18 protein-coding genes and 1 tRNA gene are annotated in these 19,122 nt (G+C 71.4%); 15 read left to right on the top strand and 4 right to left on the bottom strand.

Annotation, left to right across the window (positions count from 1 at the left end):
- The first annotated feature begins 94 nt into the window (after nucleotides 1-94).
- The 6 genes from ACFYTT_RS07635 to ACFYTT_RS07610 all read left to right on the top strand — a co-directional run bounded on the left by ACFYTT_RS07635 (nucleotide 95) and on the right by ACFYTT_RS07610 (nucleotide 6,840).
- Complete coding sequence (locus ACFYTT_RS07635) at nucleotides 95-985, top strand: TatD family hydrolase (RefSeq protein ID WP_387258065.1); 891 nt, start codon at nucleotides 95-97, stop codon at nucleotides 983-985.
- 2 nt (nucleotides 986-987) lie between these two features.
- Entirely contained in the window at nucleotides 988-1,860 is an 873-nt protein-coding gene (gene rsmA, locus ACFYTT_RS07630; protein ID WP_387258646.1) for a 16S rRNA (adenine(1518)-N(6)/adenine(1519)-N(6))-dimethyltransferase RsmA, read from the top strand.
- Nucleotides 1,861-1,956: 96 nt separating this feature from the next.
- The gene (locus ACFYTT_RS07625; protein ID WP_387258064.1) at nucleotides 1,957-2,904 is read left to right on the top strand and encodes a 4-(cytidine 5'-diphospho)-2-C-methyl-D-erythritol kinase; all 948 of its coding nucleotides are present in this window, start codon (nucleotides 1,957-1,959) and stop codon (nucleotides 2,902-2,904) included.
- Nucleotides 2,905-3,762: 858 nt separating this feature from the next.
- Nucleotides 3,763-5,565, top strand: coding sequence for an ABC-F family ATP-binding cassette domain-containing protein (locus ACFYTT_RS07620; protein WP_176092519.1), 1,803 nt, complete (start codon nucleotides 3,763-3,765; stop codon nucleotides 5,563-5,565).
- A gap of 114 nt (nucleotides 5,566-5,679) precedes the next feature.
- The gene (locus ACFYTT_RS07615; protein WP_176092520.1) at nucleotides 5,680-6,135 is read left to right on the top strand and encodes a DUF4383 domain-containing protein; all 456 of its coding nucleotides are present in this window, start codon (nucleotides 5,680-5,682) and stop codon (nucleotides 6,133-6,135) included.
- A 225-nt stretch (nucleotides 6,136-6,360) separates the two neighbouring features.
- A complete protein-coding gene (locus ACFYTT_RS07610; RefSeq protein WP_176092521.1) occupies nucleotides 6,361-6,840 on the top strand; it encodes a DUF4383 domain-containing protein in 480 nt (159 codons plus the stop codon).
- A gap of 39 nt (nucleotides 6,841-6,879) precedes the next feature.
- Here ACFYTT_RS07610 and ACFYTT_RS07605 read toward each other — a convergent pair whose 3' ends face one another.
- Together ACFYTT_RS07605 and ACFYTT_RS07600 are read right to left on the bottom strand one after the other, a co-directional pair.
- Nucleotides 6,880-7,521 (bottom strand): TetR/AcrR family transcriptional regulator, encoded by a 642-nt coding sequence (locus ACFYTT_RS07605; protein WP_254877027.1) that lies wholly within the window; start codon nucleotides 7,519-7,521, stop codon nucleotides 6,880-6,882.
- Nucleotides 7,522-7,679: 158 nt separating this feature from the next.
- Nucleotides 7,680-8,645 (bottom strand): acyl-CoA desaturase, encoded by a 966-nt coding sequence (locus tag ACFYTT_RS07600; protein WP_131051676.1) that lies wholly within the window; start codon nucleotides 8,643-8,645, stop codon nucleotides 7,680-7,682.
- A 132-nt stretch (nucleotides 8,646-8,777) separates the two neighbouring features.
- Between ACFYTT_RS07600 and ACFYTT_RS07595 the strand changes: the two genes are divergently transcribed.
- The 9 genes from ACFYTT_RS07595 to ACFYTT_RS07555 all read left to right on the top strand — a co-directional run bounded on the left by ACFYTT_RS07595 (nucleotide 8,778) and on the right by ACFYTT_RS07555 (nucleotide 16,601).
- The gene (locus ACFYTT_RS07595; RefSeq protein WP_387258063.1) at nucleotides 8,778-8,993 is read left to right on the top strand and encodes a hypothetical protein; all 216 of its coding nucleotides are present in this window, start codon (nucleotides 8,778-8,780) and stop codon (nucleotides 8,991-8,993) included.
- A gap of 44 nt (nucleotides 8,994-9,037) precedes the next feature.
- Nucleotides 9,038-9,108 (top strand) — tRNA-Gln (locus ACFYTT_RS07590).
- Between the two features lie 73 nt (nucleotides 9,109-9,181).
- A complete protein-coding gene (gene glmU, locus ACFYTT_RS07585; RefSeq protein ID WP_387258062.1) occupies nucleotides 9,182-10,708 on the top strand; it encodes a bifunctional UDP-N-acetylglucosamine diphosphorylase/glucosamine-1-phosphate N-acetyltransferase GlmU in 1,527 nt (508 codons plus the stop codon).
- A 60-nt stretch (nucleotides 10,709-10,768) separates the two neighbouring features.
- A complete protein-coding gene (locus tag ACFYTT_RS07580) occupies nucleotides 10,769-11,749 on the top strand; it encodes a ribose-phosphate diphosphokinase (protein ID WP_131051673.1) in 981 nt (326 codons plus the stop codon).
- A 306-nt stretch (nucleotides 11,750-12,055) separates the two neighbouring features.
- Nucleotides 12,056-12,745: a 50S ribosomal protein L25/general stress protein Ctc gene (locus tag ACFYTT_RS07575; protein WP_387258061.1), complete on the top strand. Its 690-nt coding sequence runs from the start codon at nucleotides 12,056-12,058 to the stop codon at nucleotides 12,743-12,745.
- Between the two features lie 109 nt (nucleotides 12,746-12,854).
- A complete protein-coding gene (gene pth / locus ACFYTT_RS07570) occupies nucleotides 12,855-13,445 on the top strand; it encodes an aminoacyl-tRNA hydrolase (RefSeq protein WP_131051671.1) in 591 nt (196 codons plus the stop codon).
- Nucleotides 13,446-13,474: 29 nt separating this feature from the next.
- Nucleotides 13,475-14,296, top strand: coding sequence for an inositol monophosphatase family protein (locus tag ACFYTT_RS07565; protein WP_387258060.1), 822 nt, complete (start codon nucleotides 13,475-13,477; stop codon nucleotides 14,294-14,296).
- A gap of 74 nt (nucleotides 14,297-14,370) precedes the next feature.
- Entirely contained in the window at nucleotides 14,371-15,282 is a 912-nt protein-coding gene (cysD, locus tag ACFYTT_RS07560) for a sulfate adenylyltransferase subunit CysD (protein WP_131051669.1), read from the top strand.
- On the top strand, nucleotides 15,282-16,601 hold the full coding sequence (locus ACFYTT_RS07555) for a sulfate adenylyltransferase subunit 1 (RefSeq protein ID WP_131051668.1): 1,320 nt from the start codon (nucleotides 15,282-15,284) through the stop codon (nucleotides 16,599-16,601). The genes cysD and ACFYTT_RS07555 overlap by 1 nt, the downstream gene beginning before the upstream one ends.
- Nucleotides 16,602-16,938: 337 nt before the next feature.
- On the opposite strand, the gene galK is transcribed toward ACFYTT_RS07555, so the two are convergent.
- Together galK and galE are read right to left on the bottom strand one after the other, a co-directional pair.
- The gene (gene galK, locus ACFYTT_RS07550) at nucleotides 16,939-18,096 is read right to left on the bottom strand and encodes a galactokinase (RefSeq protein WP_387258059.1); all 1,158 of its coding nucleotides are present in this window, start codon (nucleotides 18,094-18,096) and stop codon (nucleotides 16,939-16,941) included.
- A complete protein-coding gene (gene galE, locus ACFYTT_RS07545; RefSeq protein ID WP_387258058.1) occupies nucleotides 18,093-19,076 on the bottom strand; it encodes a UDP-glucose 4-epimerase GalE in 984 nt (327 codons plus the stop codon). The genes galK and galE overlap by 4 nt, the downstream gene beginning before the upstream one ends.
- Nucleotides 19,077-19,122: the final 46 nt, after the last annotated feature.

Raw genomic sequence — 19,122 nt, 5'->3', positions numbered from 1 at the left:
CTCACCGGAGCGACGGTAGGGGTCTCCGGCGTAGCCGAGGTGAACCACGGGTGGCGGGCGGGTGGACTCGGGCGGTGTGTGATGCTGTCGACTGATGAGCGAGCCCACCGAGTCCCGCCGCCAGCGCGCGTCCCGCCGCGCCGGCGAGTTCCCACCCGCGCCGGAGCCGCTGCCCCGGCCGGTGCTGGACAGCCACACCCACCTGGACATCACGGTGAACGAGGTCGGCGTCCCGCAGGGCAGCAGCGCCGCCGACCCGGTCGCCGCCGCGATCGAGGTCGCCGCCGCCGTCGGCGTGGACCGGCTGGTGCAGGTCGGCGTCGACGTCGAGTCCTCCCGCTGGGGCGCCGAGGTGGCCGGCACGTACCCGGCGGTGGTCGCGACCGTGGCGCTGCACCCCAACGAGGCGCCCCGGTGCCACGACCTCGACGCCTCGCTGCGCGAGATCGAGACGCTGGCCGCCGAGGACCGGGTACGCGGCATCGGCGAGACGGGCATGGACTTCTACCGCACCGGCGACGAGGGCCGGGCCGCGCAGGAGGAGAGCTTCCGGGCCCACATCGCCATCGCCAAGCGGTACGCCAAGACGCTGGTCATCCACGACCGTGACGCGCACGCCGACGTGCTGCGCATCCTCGACGACGAGGGCGCACCGGAGACCGTGGTGCTGCACTGCTTCTCCGGCGACGCCGAGTTCGCGGCCGAGTGCGTCCGCCGGGGCTACCTGCTCAGCTTCGCCGGCACCGTCACCTTCGGCAGCGCCGGGGCACTACGGGAGGCAGCCGCGCTCACCCCGCTCGACCAGATCCTGGTGGAGACCGACGCGCCGTACCTGACCCCGATGCCGCACCGGGGCCGCCCCAACGCGTCGTACCTGATCCCGCTGACCGTCCGGGCGCTGGCCACCCACACCGGCGCCGACCTGGACGACCTCTGCGCCGCCATCTCCGCCACCGGCGAACGCGCCTTCGGGCCGTGGTCCTGACCGTGGCCGCAGACCTGCTCGGCCCGGCGGAGATCCGGGAACTCGCCACCCGGCTCGGCGTCGCCCCCACCAAGAAGTTCGGTCAGAACTTCGTCCACGACCCGAACACCGTCCGCCGGATCGTCACCACCGCCGGGCTGGCCCCGGACGACGTGGCCCTGGAGGTCGGCCCCGGCCTCGGTTCGCTCACCATCGGCCTGCTCCGCGCCGCCGCCCACGTGCACGCCGTCGAGATCGACTCGACGCTGGCCGGCGCGCTGCCGGACACCGCCGCCCGGCACGCCGGCCCGGAGGCCACCCGGCTCACCGTGCACCACGCCGACGCGCTCCGGATCAGCGCCGCCGACCTGGCCGACCCGGCGCCCACCGCGCTGGTCGCGAACCTGCCCTACAACGTCGCCGTTCCGGTGGTGCTGCACCTGCTCGCCGAACTGCCCAGCCTCCGGCACGGCCTGGTGATGGTGCAGAAGGAGGTCGCCGACCGGCTCGTCGCCGGTCCCGGCTCCAAGGTGTACGGCGTGCCCTCGGTCAAGCTCGCCTGGTACTCCCGTTCCCGGGCCGCCGGCAAGGTGCCCCCGAACGTGTTCTGGCCGGTGCCCAACGTCGACTCCGGCCTGGTCGCCTTCACCCGCCGCGAACCACCCCGCGCCGACGTACCCCGGGCTGCGGTCTTCGCCGTGGTGGACGCCGCCTTCGCCCAGCGCCGCAAGACCCTGCGCGCCGCCCTCGCCGGCTGGGCGGGCGGTGCCGACCGGGCCGCCGCGGCGCTCACCGCCGCCGGAGTCGACCCCGGTGCACGTGGCGAGTCACTCACCGTCGAGCAGTTCGCCGCCATTGCCGCGTCGGCCCCGAACCACCCGTCGGCCGCGCAGTAGGCTGACGCGGACGCCGGTACCGGTCGCCGACACCGCCGAGGAGCTGATCGTGGAGAAGCCGTTCGACACCCGGATGCGTCCACGGGACACCGTCCGGTGACCGAGGCATGGCGACCGGAGGGTGAGGAACGGCGTGGTGCCGGCGGACCGGTCCGCGTACGGGTGCCCGCCAAGATCAACCTGCACCTGGGCGTCGGCCCGCTGCGACGCGACGGCTACCACGAGTTGAACACCATCTACCACGCGATCTCGATCTATGACGAGCTGACCGCGAGGCGGGGCGACACCCTCACCCTCACCATGGAGGGCGAGGGCACCGGAGAACTCGCCCTCGACGACTCCAACCTGGTCATCCGGGCCGCCCACGCCCTCGCCGGCTACAGCGGTGTGATGCCGCACGCCCGGCTGCACCTGCGCAAGCAGATCCCGCTCGCCGGTGGTCTCGCCGGTGGCAGTGCCGACGCCGCCGCCGCACTGGTCGCCTGCGACGCCCTCTGGGGCACCGGCCTGTCCCGCGACGAACTGGCCGGCATCGCCGCCGACCTCGGCTCGGACGTCCCCTTCCTCATCCACGGCGGCACCGCGCTCGGCACCGGCCGGGGCGAAGCGGTCAGCCCCGTGCTGGCCCGGCCCACCTCCTGGCACTGGGTCGTCGCCATCGCCGACAGTGGCCTCTCCACCCCACAGGCGTACCGGGAACTCGACCGGCTCCGCGACGCCGGCACCGCCGGTGAACCGCTCGGCAGCACCGACAGACTGCTCGGCGCGCTGCGCCAACGCGACCCCCGGGTGCTCGCCCCCACCCTCGGCAACGACCTGCAGGACGCCGCACTGGCCATGCGTCCCGCCCTCGCCGACACCCTCAAGGCCGGCGAGGCGGCCGGCGCGCTCGCCGGCATCGTCTCCGGTTCCGGCCCGACGTGCGTCTTCCTCACCGCCGGCGCCGCCGACGCCGAACGTATCGCCGCCGAACTGGAGGCCGCCGGCGTGTGCCGCGAGGCCCGCGTCGCCCACGGCCCGGTCCACGGCGCCCGCGTCAACTGACACCACCGCACCGGGCTGGCCCCTGACCTCGAGCCGCGTCAGGCGCGGGGCCGTGTTCACGGTGCGGTCCTGTCGCGCTGACGGCGGGGACGGTTCGCGTCAGGCGTGAGGTCGTGGTCGTGCGCGGTCCCTGTCGAGCTGACGGCGAGGACGGATCGCGCGTGGTGTCAGGTGGCCGGCTGTGGCGCCCAGCAGGGGCGCCGAGCGAGGCGGCCTGGTGTACGTTCCCTGTCGAGCTGATGGCGGGGACGGTTCACGCGTGGTGTCAGGCGGCGGGGCCGTGGCCGGAGCACCGCCCTCCGAGCTGATGGCGGGAACGGATCATGCTCGGGAGACTGCTGCTCTGCGCTTGTCACGCTGGGGGCAGTTCCTTGCTGACATGTTCGCGCTGAACCGGGCGTACGGTCTCGGGTTCGGGTGGTTCGGGTGGCGCCGAGGTGGCGAGAGCATCGGCGGATCAGCTCGAAAGGCAGCCCAGCAGAGGTCCTGCCGGATCGTCGAACGGGAGAGCACGGCGGGAACGCGGCGAGGGGGCGGCGGAAACCGGCGGGAACGCGGCGGGAACACGGCGACGGAGGCGGCGGGAACGCGCCGGGGCGGACGGGCCGGGCGTTGCCGTGGAAGAGCCAGCTCCAGCAGGTGTCGGCTCCGCCCCGGGGGACGTCACCCTGGTCATGGGCGCGTGGGGAGCAAGGTGAGCGTCGGTGGGTCGGTGCTACCGGGGCAGGGTGGGCCGGAGGGGTGGCGGGCCCGGTCGGGCGGGCGCCGAGGGGTGGCGGTGTTCCGCGTACCCTGGAAGGCCAGGCGTCCCCAGGTGCCCGCCGGCACCGGGACGCCTTGATCATGGAAGGTGGGTTCGTGGCCAACATCGTCAACCTGGACCGGGTGTCCAAGGGCTACGGCGCCGCCGGGCCGCTGCTCACCGACGTCTCGCTCGGTCTGGACGACGCCGACCGGATCGGTGTGGTCGGGCTCAACGGCGCCGGTAAGTCGACGCTGCTACGGCTGCTCACCCGGACCGAGGAACCCGACGACGGACGGGTCACCCACCGCCGTGACCTGCGCGTCTCCTGGCTGCCGCAGAACCTCACCCTCAGTCCCGAGGCCACCGTCCGGGACGTCGTCCTGGGCACCGAGTGGCTCGCCGAGAGCATGGGCGCCGAACACGAGTGGGCCGGCGACGCGGGCGTCCGCGCCATCCTCGACGGGCTCGGCATGCCGCACCTGGGCCTCGACGCCACGGTCGGGCCGATGTCCGGTGGTGAGCGCCGCCGCGTGGCGCTGGCCGCGCTGCTGGTCCGCGACGCCGACCTGCTGATCCTCGACGAGCCCACCAACCACCTCGACGTCGGCGGCGTCGACTGGCTGGCCCACCACCTGCTCGGCCGCAAGGGCGCCCTGGTCGTGGTCACCCACGACCGCTGGTTCCTCGACGCGGTCTGCACCCAGACCTGGGAGGTCGCCGACCAGGCGGTCCGGGCCTACGAGGGCGGTTACGCCGCCTGGATCCTCGCCCGGGCCGAACGCGAACGCATCGCCGCCGCCACCGAGGCCCGGCGGCAGAACCTGCTCCGCAAGGAGATCGCCTGGCTGCGCCGGGGCCCGCCGGCCCGGACCTCCAAGCCGAAGTTCCGCATCGACGCCGCCAACGCCCTCATCGCCGACGTGCCGCCGGCGCGCGACACGATGTCGTTGCAACGGCTGGCCACCGCCCGGCTCGGCAAGCAGGTGTACGACCTGGAGGGCGTCCGCCTGCACGCTGGTCCCAAGACCATCCTGGAGGACGCCACCTGGCAGGTCGGCCCCGGCGACCGCGTCGCGATCCTCGGTGCCAACGGTGCGGGCAAGACCACCCTGCTGCGGATGCTCGCCGGCATCACCCGCCCCGACGGCGGGCGACTGGTCACCGGCTCCACGGTACGACCCGCCTTCCTCTCCCAGGAGTTGGCCGAACTCCCCAGCGAACTCCGGGTCCTGGAAGCCGTCGAGGAGGTCGCCCGACGGGTACGCCTCGGCGACCGGGAGATCTCCGCCGCGCAGCTCGCCGAGGTGTTCGGCTTCGACGACCGGCGGCTCTGGACCCCGGTCGGTGACCTCTCCGGCGGGGAGCGGCGGCGCCTCCAGATGCTGCGCCTGCTCGCCGGGGAACCGAACGTGCTGCTGTTCGACGAACCCACCAACGACCTCGACACCGACACCCTGGCCGCGCTGGAGGACCTGCTCGACTCCTGGCCCGGCACCATCGTGGTGGCCAGCCACGACCGCTACCTCATCGAGCGGGTCGCCGACACCGCGTACGGCATGTTCGGCGACGGCCGACTGGTGCACCTGCCCGGCGGCGTCGAGGAGTACCTGGCGCGTACCGCCGGCCGGCCGGGCGCGGGGCGCAGCGTCACGCCCCCGGCTGCCGCGCCCACCGGCGGCGGCGGGGGAATGAGCGCCGCCGAGGCCCGGCAGGCGCGCAAGGAGCTGACCCGCCTCGAACGGCAGGTCGGCAAGCTGGAGCAGAAGGAGGCGGCACTGCTCGACCAGCTCGCCGCCAACGCCACCGACTACTCCAAGGTGGCCGAGCTGGACGCCCAACTGGGTCAGGTCCGCGCGGAGCGGGAGCAGGTCGAGGAAGCCTGGCTCGCCCTGGCCGACGAGATCCCCGCCGGCTGACCGCCGGCCCGTCCGCCCGACCTGCGACCTCCGGGTACCCCGTGTGCGGCGTCACACGGCCGGGTACGGGAGAATCGCCGTCGACCCTCACCCAACGGCGTTGGAGACACAGACATGGCGCACACTCCCGTCAACCACCCCGCGCGGCCGATCTACCGGGCGATCGGCGGGCTGACCGGTCTGTACCTGGTGGTCTTCGGTGTGCTCGGACTCGTCAGCAGCACCGGTGAGCCCGCCTTCGGCCTGAGCGACACCCGGGTCCTGGGGCAGGGCACCAACCTCGGATTTTCGATCTTCTGCCTGGTGGTCGGCGGTCTGGTCCTGTTCGGCACCGTGATCGGTCGCAACCTGGACGTGCTGATCAATCAGTGGACCGCCTACGTGATCATGGTGGTCAGCCTCGGCGGGCTCGCCTTCATCCGCACCGAGGCCAACATCTTCAACATGAGCGTGGCCAGTGTCGTCGTGCTGATGGTTCTCGGCCTGGCGCTGCTGATGGCCGGCATGTACGGCAAGGTCGGTAGCGAGGACGAGCACGAGGCGTGGCAGAAGGCTCGGCTGGTGCTCTGATCTTTTCGGTTGCGGTGGTGGTTCTCGCCGGGGTTGCGGTGGTGGGTTTTCGCCGGAGCCCGACCCGCTCCGGGCGGTCAGGCTTGATCCCTGCGCGGGTCGGGCTCCGGCGAAAACCTGTCGGGGCCCGGTCCGCCCGAGACTGATTCTCCGCAGGTTCTGCCCTTGGTCAGCTTCTCAGTGGGGGACAATTGTCCTGATTGTTCCCCTGTCGGTGGAGGACCGATGCCGCACTTTCCGATCAACCACCCGGCGCGGCCGATCTACCGGGTGCTCTCCGGCCTGATCGGGCTCTACATCCTGGTCTTCGGCGTCTGGGGCACCGCACTCACCTGGGGCGAGCCGCTGTTCGCCCGAGGCAGCAACTGGGCTCTCGGGCTCCGCACCAACCTGGCCTTCTCGCTGGTCTCCATCGTCTTCGGGATCGTGCTCATCGTCGGCGCGTCCCGGCGCGGCAACCTCGGCCACTACATGAACCTGACCGCGGGGATCGTCTTCCTGGTCACCAGCATCCTGATGATGTCGGTGCTCCAGACCGAGGCCAACTTCCTGAACTTCTCGATGTCGACCGTGGTCGTCTCGATGCTCTTCGGCCTGATCCTGCTCGGCACCGGCCTGTACGACAAGGTCGGTCCGCCCGAGCACGCCGAGGACGAACGCAATCGCCGCTACCACCCGGTCGCCGAGGCCCACCGCCGCCGCTGATTCCCGTCGCCACCAGGGCGTCGCCCCGGGCGGGAGCCCTCAGCGCATGCGCGTCGTGGTCAGCCCCGGCTTCGCCTCCAGGTGCGACAACCCGTTCCAGGACAGGTTCACCAGGTGCGCCGCCACCGTCTCCTTGCGCGGCTTGCGCACCTCCAGCCACCACCGGCCGGTCAACGCCACCATCCCGACCAGCGCCTGCGCGTACAGCTCGGCCAGCTTCGCGTCGTACCCCCGGCTGGAGAACTCCGCGCCCAGGATGTGCTCCACCTGGTGCGCGACGTCGTTCATCACACTGCTGAAGTTGCCCGTCGCGGAGAGCACCGGCGACTCCCGCACCAGTACCCGGAAACCGCTGGTCTCCTCCTCGATGTACCCGAGCAGGGCCAACGCCGCCTGCTCCAGCAACTCCCGAGGATGACCGGCGGTCAACGCGGTGGTGATCCGGTCCAGCAGTGCGCGGACCTCCCGGTCCACCACCACCGCGTAGAGCCCCTCCTTGCCGCCGAAGTGCTCGTAGACCACCGGCTTGGAGACCTTGGCGCGGGACGCCACCTCCTCGATGGAGGTGGCGTCGAAACCGCGCTCGGCGAAGATCTGCCGACCGATCGAGATCAACTGCTCACGGCGCTGCGCCGCCGACATGCGTACCCGGGACGGCGCCTTCGTCGACGTGGCGGGCACCGCGCGCCGACGACGCTTGCCGCTCTCGTCGCTCGTCACCTCGGCCACCTCGTCACCTCGCCGGCGCTCCGTGACGCCTGTCGTGGGATCCTGCTCGCGCTCTGCCCGGTCACCCGAACATACTGCCAGGTAACTTGTCGGTCGGTCGCCCGTCGCCGTCAGGCCGGCCCGGGTTCCGCCGGTTTCACGAGCTTCGACGCGAGCCGCTCCGGCTTCGGCCAGCGGACGTCCCAGGCGGCTCCCGCCTTCTCGAACAGCCAGATCACCCGGGCCGAGATGTCGATCTGGCCGCGCAGCACCCCGTGCCGGGCACTCGTCGGATCGGCGTGGTGCAGGTTGTGCCAGCTCTCCCCGAACGACACCAACGCCAGCGGCCAGAAGTTGGCCGCCCGGTCACCCTGCCGCATCATGAACGGTCGCTCACCGTAGACGTGGCACACCGAGTTGATCGACCAGGTGACGTGGTGCAGCAGGGAGATGCGGACCAGGCCCGCCCAGAACAGCGCGGTCAGCGCCCCCTGCCAGCTCCACGTCAGTAGCCCGCCCATCAGCGCCGGACCCAGCACCGAGGCGGCCGCCAACAGGGGAAAGAGCGCGCTCGTCCGGCGGATGTCCCGGTCGGCCAACAGGTCCGGCGCGAAGCGCTCCCGGTTGGACAGCTCACGGCCGAACAGCCAGCCGACGTGCGCGTGGAACAGGCCCTTGGTCAGTCCACGCAGCGTCGTCCCGAACCGCCACGGCGAGTGCGGGTCCCCCTCCAGGTCGGAGAAGGCGTGGTGACGCCGGTGGTCGGCGACCCACTGGATGATGTCGCCCTGCACGGCGAGCGAACCGGAGACGGCCAGCGCGATCCGCAGCCACCGCTTCGCCTTGAACGACCCGTGGGTGAAGTAGCGGTGGTAGCCGACCGTGATGCCCAGGCCGGCAAGCACGTACCAGAATGCCGCGACACCCACGTCGACCCAGCTCAGCCAGCCGCCCCAGGCGACCGGTACGGCGGCGACCAGTGCGGCGAACGGAATCACCACGAACGCCCAGAGCGCGACCAGGATGCCGCGCGACTGGGTGCCCTCGGTGAGGGGCTTCGGCCCGGTCGGGTGGGAGTCGAGAACAGCGCTGGACATGGCACCTCGCAGGGAACGATGAGACAGCAAACTACGCCTACGTCACCGTAACTTAAGCCGTCGGAAGATCACATCTGGCAGCGATGCCTACCGATGCCCGGAGTGTCACACCCCCGCCCTAGCCTGCACCCCATGACCGATTCTGGCGTCCGACGTTCCCGTGCCAAGGACGAGTTGCGTGCCGAGGCGGTCGTGCTGCGGTCGGCCGGCCTCTCGGTACGGCTCAACACCGGACCGACCTATCGGGGCTGTCCGAGTGTCGAATCGCCCCGGTCCCGTCGGTGGTATTGGAAGATCGAGGGGATCATGAAGGGTGTGAGCGATGGCGTCGGCGACGCGGGACGCTAAAGTGTAGGGGTACGGCAAGCCGCTAGTTTGTCCGTTTTAGACCGTCCCGGGTCGTCTAATGGCAGGACGTCAGGTTTTGGTCCTGATTGTAGGGGTTCGAGTCCTCTCCCGGGAGCTTCACCTGATCTGTGGCTGAAGCCTGGTTAGCATGGCCGCGAGACTGTCCGCGTCCCGACGGGAGCCACCTCGTGTCCGAGCCCTACCCCCGTACCGTCGTCGTCCTTGCCGCCGGGGAGGGCAAGCGGATGAAGTCCGCGTTGCCCAAGGTGTTGCACCCGCTGCTCGGCCGGACGCTGCTCGGGCACGTGCTGAACGCGGCGCAGCCGCTGTCGGCGGAGCGGACGATGGTGGTGGTCGGGCACGGCGCGGACCAGGTCCGGGCGCATCTGGCCGAGGCCGCGCCGGACGCCGTACCGGTGTTGCAGGCCGAGCAGCTCGGCACCGGGCACGCGGTCAGGATCGCGCTGGAGGCCGCACCGGAGGCGTCCGGCACGGTGGTGGTGCTCAACGGCGACGTGCCGCTGCTGCGGCCGGAGACGGTGGCCGGGCTGGTCGCGGCGCACGAGAGCGAGCGGGCGGCGGCGACGGTGCTGGCTGCCGAGGTGCCGGATCCCACCGGCCTGGGCCGGATCGTGCGCGACGCCGACGGCCGGTTGGAGCAGATCGTCGAGCAGCGCGACGCCACTGCGGCACAGCTCGCCGTCCGGGAGATCAACGCCGGCATCTACGCCTTCGACGCGGGCCGGCTGCGGGACGTGCTCGGCAAGCTCTCCACCGACAACGACCAGGGTGAGGAGTACCTCACCGACGTCTTCCGGCTGCTCGTGTCGGCCGGTGAGCCGGTCGGCGTGCACCTGGCCGTCGACCACGCCGAGACGCTCGGCTGCAACGACCGGGTGGAGTTGGCGGCGCTGCGGCGGCTGCTGCGGGACCGGGTCAACGAGCGTTGGATGCGTACCGGGGTGAGTCTGCTGGACCCGGAGACGACGTGGATCGACGTGACGGTGGCCCTGGACCGGGACGCGGTCGTGGACCAGAACACCCAGTTGCGCGGCGGTTCGGTGGTCGGCGCGGGCGCGGTGGTCGGACCGGACGTGACGCTGATCGACACGGTGGTCGGGCCGGGCGCGACGGTGCTGCGCAGCCACGCGGTCGGTGCCGAGGTGGGAGCGGGCGCGAGTGTGGGGCCGTACGCGTACCTGCGACCGGCGGCGCGGCTGGCCGAGAAGTCGAAGGTGGGCACGTTCGTCGAGGTGAAGAACTCCGAGGTGGGGCCGGGCGCCAAGGTGCCGCACCTGTCGTACGTGGGTGACGCGACGATCGGGGCGCGGGCCAACATCGGCGCGGCGACGATCTTCGTGAACTACGACGGGGTGAACAAGCACCGCACGGTGGTGGGCGAGGCCGCCTTCGTCGGCTGCGACACCAGCCTGATCGCCCCGGTCGAGGTGGGCGCCGGCGCGTACGTGGCGGCGGGCAGTGCGATCAGCAAGGACGTGCCGCCGGGTGCGTTGGGTGTGACGCGGGCGCCACAACGCAACGTCGAGGACTGGGTGACCCGCAGGCGGTCGGGTACGACGTCGGCGGCGGCTGCCGAGCGGGCCTTGCAGGGTGCTCCGGGTGTGACCTCGGCCGCAAGTGAAGGTGAGGCAATCCACGGCGCCGCCGAGTCGGTGGGCGGTGCGCCGAGGGCGGGAGATACTGCAACCGAATAGTCCCCGGTCGACCACCACCGTGGCCGGGTACCACCGACCAATACGGGAGCAGACGGGCCCATGGGCAGCATCGTCGCCGAAAACCGCAAGAGCCTGATGCTCTTTTCCGGACGTGGGTTTCCGGAGCTGGCCAGGGAGATCGGTGAGGTGCTCGGCGTCGCGCCGACGCCGGCCGACGCGTACGAGTTCGCCAACGGCGAGATCTTCGTACGGTTCAAGGACTCGGTGCGGGGGTCGGACGCCTTCGTGGTGCAGTCCGTCACGCACGGGGTGAACACGTGGGTCATGGAGACCCTGATCATGGTCGACGCGTTGAAGCGCGGGTCGGCGAAGCGGATCACGGTCGTGTTGCCGTTCTATCCGTACGCGCGGCAGGACAAGAAGCACCGGGGGCGGGAGCCGATCTCGGCCCGGCTGATCGCCGACCTGTTGAAGACGGCGGGGGCGAACCGGATCCTCACCGTGGACCTGCACACGGCGCAGATCCAGGGCTTCTTCGACGGGCCGGTGGACCACCTGTTCGCGATGGACATCCTGGCCGAGTACGTGGAGCGCAAGTACGCGGGCCGGCCGATGACCGTGGTCGCGCCGGACTCGGGTCGGGTGCGGGTGGCCGAGCGGTGGACCGACCGGTTGGGCGGCTGCCCGCTGGCCTTCATCCACAAGACGCGGGACCCGATGAAGCCGAACCAGGTGGTGGCGAACCGGGTGGTCGGTGAGGTCGAGGGTCGGGTCTGCCTGATCGTCGACGACATGATCGACACGGGCGGCACGATCTGCAAGGCGGCGGACATCCTCAAGGAGTCCGGCGCGGCGGACGTGATCGTGGCGTCCACCCACGCGCTGCTCTCCGACCCGGCGACCGAGCGGCTGAAGAACAGCCCGATCAGCGAGGTCGTGGTGACCAACACGCTGCCGTTGCCGCCGGAGAAGCAGCTCGACAAGCTCACCGTGCTCTCCATCGCGCCGCTGTTGGCCCGGGCGATCCGTGAGGTGTTCGACGACGGCTCGGTGACCACCCTGTTCGGCGGGTTGAGCTGACGTCGGTCCGGGCGGGTCGGTCGACCGGACCGGCCCGTCCGGGGGCGTCGATGATCGGCTGGTCGGCGGCGGTGAGCTGCCCGGTCGGCTCCGGCGGGGACTGCCGGAGCTTCGGGAATCCGCTCGGGTAGACTGGTGCGGTTGCCACGGCGAGGGTGCCCTGCGGGCCGCTGAGAAGCGCCGCACGGAGGCACCGTGATCGACGCGGTGCTCCGGGCAGTCGTTGTGACGCATGAGCCCTTGCGAGCCCCCCGCCCAGCACCGCCAGACGACAAGCTGCCGTAGCGAAGCATCAGGAGTTTCCCCGTGTCCGAGGTAAAGATCAGCGCCGAGCCCCGCACCGAGTTCGGCAAGGGTGGTGCCCGCCGTACCCGCCGGGCCGGCAAGGTGCCCGCCGTGCTGTACGGCCATGGCGAGAAGCCCAAGCACATCGCGCTCCCGGCCCGCGAGTTCGCGGCGGCCATCCGTAACGGTGGCGCCAACCAGCTCCTGGCGCTCGACATCAGCGACGGCACGCAGGCTCTGGCGCTGCCGAAGGCGATCCAGCGGGACCCGATCAAGGACACCTTCGAGCACGTCGACCTGCTGCTGGTGCGTCGGGGCGAGAAGGTCACCGTGGACGTGCCGGTGCAGCTGACCGGTGAGGCGGCGCGGGACACGCTGATCGTGCACGACCACGACACCCTCTCGGTGACCGCCGACGCCACCAAGGTGCCGGATCACCTGGAGGCGTCGATCGAGGGTGCGCAGGCCGGCTCCCAGGTCACCGCCGCCGACGTGCAGCTTCCGTCGGGCGTCGAGCTGGCCGCCGACCCGGAGATGGCGGTCGCCACCGTCACCGCGGCACCGACCGCGGAGCAGTTGGAGGCGACGCTGCCCGAGGCCGAGGCGGCGGAGGCCGAGGCCGAGGCTGAGGCCGGCGAGGAGACCGCCGAGACCGCCGAGGCTGGCGAGTCGGCCGGCGAGGAGACCGCCGAGGCCAAGACCGAGGCCTGATCGGTCCGCAGGCTGTGCGACAGGCGTCCCCGTGCTCCGGGGGCGCCTGTCGACGTATCGGGGACGGCCGCCGGGTGGCGGTCCGCCGGGACGAGGAAAGGGGCGGGCGGTGACGGACGAGACCGGGCCCTGGCTGGTGGTCGGTCTGGGCAACCCGGGCCGGGAGTACGCGGGCAACCGGCACAACGTCGGTTTCCTGGTCGCGGACCTGTTGGCGGGTCGGCTGGGCAGCAGGTTCGGTCGGCACAAGCGGGCGGTGGCGGAGGTCGCCGAGGGACGCCTCGGTCTGGGCGGCCCGAAGTTGGTGCTGGTCAAGCCGTTGACGTACATGAACCTTTCGGGTGGGCCGGTGGCCGGTCTGGCGCAGTTCCACAAGGTGCCGCCGGGGCAGGTGATCGCCGTGCACGACGAGCTGGACATCGCGTACGGCCAGGTGCGGGTGAAGTGCGGTGGCGGCGAGGGCGGGCACAACGGTCTGCGCTCGATGTCGAAGTCGCTGGGCACGAAGGACTACGTGCGGGTGCGGTTCGGGATCGGGCGGCCACCGGGGCGGCAGGATCCGGCGGACTACGTGCTGTCGGATTTCGGCGCGGTGGAGCGCAAGGAGTTGGAGTTCCTGGTGGATAGGGCGGCGGACGTGGTGGAATCCGTGGTCATCCGAGGCGTCGAACCGACGCAGAACCTCTACCACGGTGCCTGAGGTACGGCTGTGACGACGGGAGCGCGAGTATGAGCAGTCCACCCACGGCCGACGGGGCGTTCGCGCGGTGGTTGGCGGCCCGTGCCGGTCAGGCGTTGCTGCGCCTGCGGGCGGAGACGGGGTTCGCCGACGCCGGTGCGTTGAAGGCGGCGGGGGACAAGGTCTCGCACGACCTGATCCGGACCGAGCTGGCGAGGTGGCGTCCGGACGACGCGGTGCTCTCCGAGGAGGACGAGGGTTCCCGGCTGGCGTGGACGGCCGAGGTGAACGAGGCGTCGATCTCCCGGCTGGTCGCCGAGCGGGTGTGGATCATCGACCCGCTGGACGGTACCCGTGAGTTCAGCGAGGAGGGGCGCGCGGACTGGGCGGTGCACGTGGCGCTCTGGGCGCGGGACGCGTCGACATCCCACGGTCTGGTGGCGGGTGCTGTCGGATTGCCGGCACAGCAGCAGGTGTTGGCCACGGACGTCCCTCCGGCGTACCCGGCGGAGGCGGCCGGGGGCGAGGGCCGGCGGCTGCGTCTGGCGGCCAGCCGAAGTCGGCCGCCGGTGTTCCTGACCGACCTCGCCGAAGAGGTCGGGGCGGAGTTGGTGCCGATGGGATCGGCCGGTGCGAAGATCGCCGCAGTGGTGACCGGCGAGGTGGACGCCTACATTCACGCCGGGGGTCAGTACGAGTGGGACTCGGCGGCGCCGGTGGCTGTGGCGACGGCCACCGGACTGCACGCTTCCCGGATCGACGGTTCTGCGCTGAAATACAACGAGGCCGACCCGCGTCTGCCTGACCTGCTGGTGTGCCGTGCGGATCTCGCCAGCCGGTTACTTGCAGCGTTGCACCGGCATAGCGGGTAGCCTGGCGCTACTTTCTGACATCCCCGACCGGAAAGGTCTGGAAATCGGATGACCGAGCGAATCGAGCCGGTGTCATGACCGCCACCGCTGCCTACCAGGTGACGCATCTCGACGCGTTGGAGGCGGAGAGCATCTTCGTGATGCGCGAGGTGGTCGCCGAGATGGAGCGGCCGGTCCTGCTGTTCTCCGGTGGCAAGGACTCGATCGTGATGCTGCGCCTGGCGCAGAAGGCGTTCGCTCCGGCCCAGATCCCCTTTCCGGTGATGCACGTCGACACCGGCCACAACTTTCCCGAGGTGCTGGACTACCGGGACCGGCGGGTCGCCGAGCTGAACCTGCAACTCGTCGTGGCCAGCGTGCCGGAGGCACTGGCCAGCGGGTTGGTCCGGGAGTCGGCGGACGGGATGCGCAACCGCATCCAGACGCCGGTGCTGCTCGAGGCGGTGGAGAAGCACCGGTTCGACGCGCTCTTCGGCGGGGCCCGGCGGGACGAGGAGAAGGCCCGCGCCAAGGAGCGGGTGTTCAGCTTCCGCGACGAGTTCGGCCAGTGGGACCCGAAGAACCAGCGTCCGGAGCTGTGGTCGCTCTACAACGGCCGGCACCACCCGGGTGAGTCGATCCGGGTGTTCCCGCTCTCCAACTGGACCGAGTTGGACGTGTGGCACTACATCGCCCGGGAGCGGATCGAGCTGCCGTCGATCTACTACGCGCACGAGCGCGAGGTGGTCGAGCGCGACGGGATGCTCTACGCGGTCAACGAGTTCCTGCCCGCGCGGGCGGGGGAGGAGCGGTTCAAGGCCCAGGTGCGCTACCGCACCGTCGGCGACGCCTCCTGCACGGCGGCGGTGAGCTCGGACGCGGACACGGTCGACAAGGTCATCGAGGAGGTCGCGGCGACCCGGATCACCGAGCGCGGGGCGACCCGTGGTGACGACCGGGTCAGCGAGGCCGCGATGGAGGACCGCAAGCGGGAGGGCTACTTCTGATGACGACCGAGACGCTCGCGCCGGGCGACGCCGAGGGCCGGGCCGTCGGGTCGGAGGCCCGACCGATGGACCTGCTGCGCTTCGCCACCGCCGGCAGTGTCGACGACGGCAAGTCGACCCTGATCGGCCGGCTGCTGTACGACACGAAGTCGCTGTTCACCGACCAGTTGGCCGCGGTGGAGGCGGTCAGCGCGGCCCGGGGCGACGAGTACACGAACCTGGCGCTGCTCACCGACGGCCTGCGCGCCGAGCGGGAGCAGGGCATCACCATCGACGTGGCGTACCGGTACTTCGCCACGCCCCGTCGCAAGTTCATCATCGCCGACACCCCCGGGCACATCCAGTACACCCGGAACATGGTCACCGGGGCGTCCACGGCCGATCTGGCGCTGATCCTGGTCGACGCCCGTAAGGGCCTGGTCGAGCAGTCCCGCCGGCACGCCTTCCTCTGCTCGCTGCTGCGGGTGCCGCACCTGGTGCTCTGCGTCAACAAGATGGACCTGGTGGACTACTCGCAGGACGTCTTCGACCGGATCGCCGACGAGTTCACCGCGTTCGCGGCGAAGCTGGACGTGCCGGACCTGACCGTGGTGCCGATCTCCGCGCTCAAGGGCGACAACATCGTCACCCGTTCGGAGAGCATGCCCTGGTACGAAGGCCCGGCGCTGCTGCACCACCTGGAGCGGGTGCACATCGCCAGCGACCGGAACCTGGTCGACGTCCGGTTCCCGGTGCAGTACGTGATCCGGCCGCAGTCGAGGGTGGTCACCGACTATCGCGGCTACGCCGGTCAGGTCGCCTCGGGGGTGCTCAAGCCGGGTGACGAGGTGATGGTGCTGCCGTCCGGCTTCACCAGCCGGATCGCGTCGGTGGAGACGGCCGACGGGCCGGTCGGGGAGGCGTTCCCGCCGATGTCGGTGACGGTACGGCTGACCGACGAGATCGACATCTCGCGGGGCGACATGATCTGCCGCCCGAACAACGCCCCGGCGGTGGCGCAGGACATCGAGGCGATGGTCTGCTGGATGGACGAGAGCCGGCCGTTGCAGGTCGGCGGCAAGTACGCCATCAAGCACACCACCCGGTCGGCCCGGGCGATCGTGCGTGGCCTGCACTACCGCCTCGACATCAACTCGCTGCACCGCGACGAGACGGCGACCGAGTTGCGGCTCAACGAGATCGGCCGGGTGCGGTTGCGGACCACCGTCCCGTTGCTGGCCGACGAGTACCGCCGCAACCGTACGACCGGTGGTTTCGTCATCATCGACGAGACCACCAACCGCACCGTCGGCGCCGCCATGATCGTCGAGACCGCCTGAGCACACGGGGCGGCCGGGCAGATACCCGTTCCCCACGGCGCCCCCCTGCCCGCTCTCGCCACCCTGGTTACCCTCGTCGCCTCACCCGATGACCCCGGGCGCGGCGACGAGTTGCCAGATCCTGCTCGATCCTGGATCGAGTGGTCTCGGTGCCGCCACGAGGCCACTCCATCCGGGATCGAGCGTGATCATGGGCGGTATGTGCGGCGAGAGTGGGACGCGAGTAGGCGGTGTGTGCGGTGGCGGGCGAGCTGATCCGTCCACGCCATCAGCTCGACAGGCGGTGGGTGAGGACACCCCGGGCGTGCGAGAACCGAGGACATCTCGTCGGTATGGGTCAGGCGAGGCGGGTCGCGCCTGCGGCCGGGAGCGCGGTGAACCGGGTGGGGGTGGCGTAGCCACGGGCGGCGTAGGCCGCCGCGACGGCGACGCCCACCGCATCGGCCCGGTCCGCCTCGACCAGGGCCAGGACGCAGCCGCCGAAACCGCCGCCGGTCATCCGCGCGCCGAGCGCACCGGCGGCGAGCGCCGTGTCGACGGCGGTGTCGACCTCCGCGACGGTGATGGCGAAGTCGTCGCGCATGGAGGCGTGCGAGGCGGTGAGCAGCGGACCGATGCGCCGGATCTCCCCGGCGCGTAGCAGGGCGACGCTGTCGCGTACCCGCTGGTTCTCGGTGACGACGTGCCGGGTCCGGCGGCGGGTCTCGTCGTCGGGCAGTCGGGCCAGCGCGTCGTCGAGGGCGTCGGCGGGTACGTCCCGCAGGGCCGGCACACCGAGCAGGTGCGCGGCCTTCTCGCAGGTCGCGCGGCGGGACGCGTACTCGCCGTCGGCGTGCCGGTGCGGGGCACGGCTGTCGATCACCAGGATCGCCAGGCCGTCGTGGTCCAGGTCGAACGGGACATGGTCCACCTGCTCGGTGCGGCAGTCGAGGAAGAGGGCGTGCCCGGCCCGGCAGCGGATCGCGGCCGACTGGTCCATGATGCCGGTGGGCGCGCCGACGTAGTGGTTCTCGGCGCGCTGCGCCAACCTCGGCTGGAGCGTGGCGGGCAGGTCCAGCCCGCCGAGATCGACCAGCGCGGTGAGCACGGCGGCCTCCAGTGCGGCCGAGGAGGACAGGCCGGCGCCGAGCGGCACGTCGGAGGCGACGGCCAACCGGGCGCCGGGCACCGGGTGGCCGGCTTCGCGCAGCGCCCACACCACCCCGGCCACGTACGCGGCCCAGCCGGTGACCCGGCCGGGGGCGGCCACCTCGTCGGCGTCGAAGTCGACCGTCTCGCCGGTCAGTTCGGACCAGACCGTCCAGTCCTCGGTGGGCCGGGGCGCTGCGGCGACGACGGTGCGCAGCGGTAGCGCGAACGGCAGCACGAAGCCGTCGTTGTAGTCGGTGTGCTCGCCGATCAGGTTGACCCGGCCGGGAGCCGCCCAGCGGCCGGCGGGTGGTGCGGCGTACGCCTGCCGGAAGCCGGCCTCGGCGCGGGCGGCGACGTCGGTCACGGCCGACCCGACACGTGCGCGCGGTAGAAGGTCCAGGCGTCGGAGACCATGTCGTGCAGGGTGGGCTTGCGCGGCTCCCAGCCCAGCTCGGCGCGGGCCAGCGCGGAGGAGGCGACCAGTTCGGCCGGGTCGCCCTCGCGGCGCGGTGCCACCTCCACCGGCACGGGGTGGCCGGTGACCTCGCGGACCACCTCGACGACCTGCCGGTTGGTGAACCCGTTGCCGTTGCCGAGGTTGTAGATGCGGTGTCGTCCCGGGGTCGCCGCGTCGAGGGCGAGCAGGTGGGCGCGGGCCAGGTCGGCGACGTGGATGTAGTCGCGGACGCAGGTGCCGTCGGCGGTGGGGTAGTCGTCGCCGAAGAGTTGCAGCTTCTCCCGCCGGTCGGCGGCCACCTCCAGCGCGATGGGAATGAGGTGGGTCTCCGGGTCGTGCCGCTCGCCGAGGGTGGTGTCGCCGTCGAGGTACGCCCCGGCGACGTTGAAGTAGCGCAGCGAGACGGCGGCCAGGCCGTGCCCGGTCGCCTCGGAGGTGAGCGCCATGTCGACGGCGAGCTTGGTCGCGCCGTACGTGTTGGTCGGGGCCTTGACGGCGGTCTCCGGGATGGGCAACTCGGTCGGGTTGCCGTAGACGGCGGCGGTGGAGGAGAAGACCATCCGGGGTACGCCCGCGGCACGGACGGCGTCGATCAGCGCCAGTGACCCGACGGTGTTGGTGTGCCAGTACTTCTCCGGGGCGGTCATCGACTCGCCGGCGGCGATCAGGGCGGCGAAGTGCAGCACGCCGTCGAATCCCGCCTGCGGGGTGAGCACCCGGGCCGCGTCGTGGATGCCGGCCTCGACGTGGGTGGCGTCGGGCGCGAGCGCCTCCCGGTGGCCGGTGCACAGGTCGTCCAGGACCACCACGTCGTGCCCGGCGTCGAGCAGCATCCGGGTCACCACGCTCCCGATGAAGCCGGCGCCGCCGGTGACGAGCAGTTTCACGTCGTTCTCCTCCTACCTGGACCTGTGGTGGTCACCCTACAACTCC

Origin of the sequence: Micromonospora sp. NPDC003816 (assembly GCF_042874705.1) — a bacterium.
GTDB lineage: Bacteria > Actinomycetota > Actinomycetes > Mycobacteriales > Micromonosporaceae > Micromonospora.
The sequence above is the reverse complement of the archived record's forward strand: the minus strand, read 5'-3'. Positions and strand labels throughout refer to the sequence as shown.

What these genes read in the sequence shown, in the direction of transcription:
- ACFYTT_RS07635 (WP_387258065.1), top strand. Translation starts at nt 95, where the DNA reads ATGAGCGAGCCCACCGAGTCCCGCCGCCAGCGCGCGTCCCGCCGCGCC.
- ACFYTT_RS07615 (WP_176092520.1), top strand. Translation starts at nt 5,680, where the DNA reads ATGGCGCACACTCCCGTCAACCACCCCGCGCGGCCGATCTACCGGGCG.
- ACFYTT_RS07610 (WP_176092521.1), top strand. Translation starts at nt 6,361, where the DNA reads ATGCCGCACTTTCCGATCAACCACCCGGCGCGGCCGATCTACCGGGTG.
- ACFYTT_RS07600 (WP_131051676.1), bottom strand. Translation starts at nt 8,645, where the DNA reads ATGTCCAGCGCTGTTCTCGACTCCCACCCGACCGGGCCGAAGCCCCTC.
- ACFYTT_RS07595 (WP_387258063.1), top strand. Translation starts at nt 8,778, where the DNA reads ATGACCGATTCTGGCGTCCGACGTTCCCGTGCCAAGGACGAGTTGCGT.
- ACFYTT_RS07580 (WP_131051673.1), top strand. Translation starts at nt 10,769, where the DNA reads ATGGGCAGCATCGTCGCCGAAAACCGCAAGAGCCTGATGCTCTTTTCC.
- ACFYTT_RS07565 (WP_387258060.1), top strand. Translation starts at nt 13,475, where the DNA reads ATGAGCAGTCCACCCACGGCCGACGGGGCGTTCGCGCGGTGGTTGGCG.
- cysD (WP_131051669.1), top strand. Translation starts at nt 14,371, where the DNA reads ATGACCGCCACCGCTGCCTACCAGGTGACGCATCTCGACGCGTTGGAG.
- ACFYTT_RS07555 (WP_131051668.1), top strand. Translation starts at nt 15,282, where the DNA reads ATGACGACCGAGACGCTCGCGCCGGGCGACGCCGAGGGCCGGGCCGTC.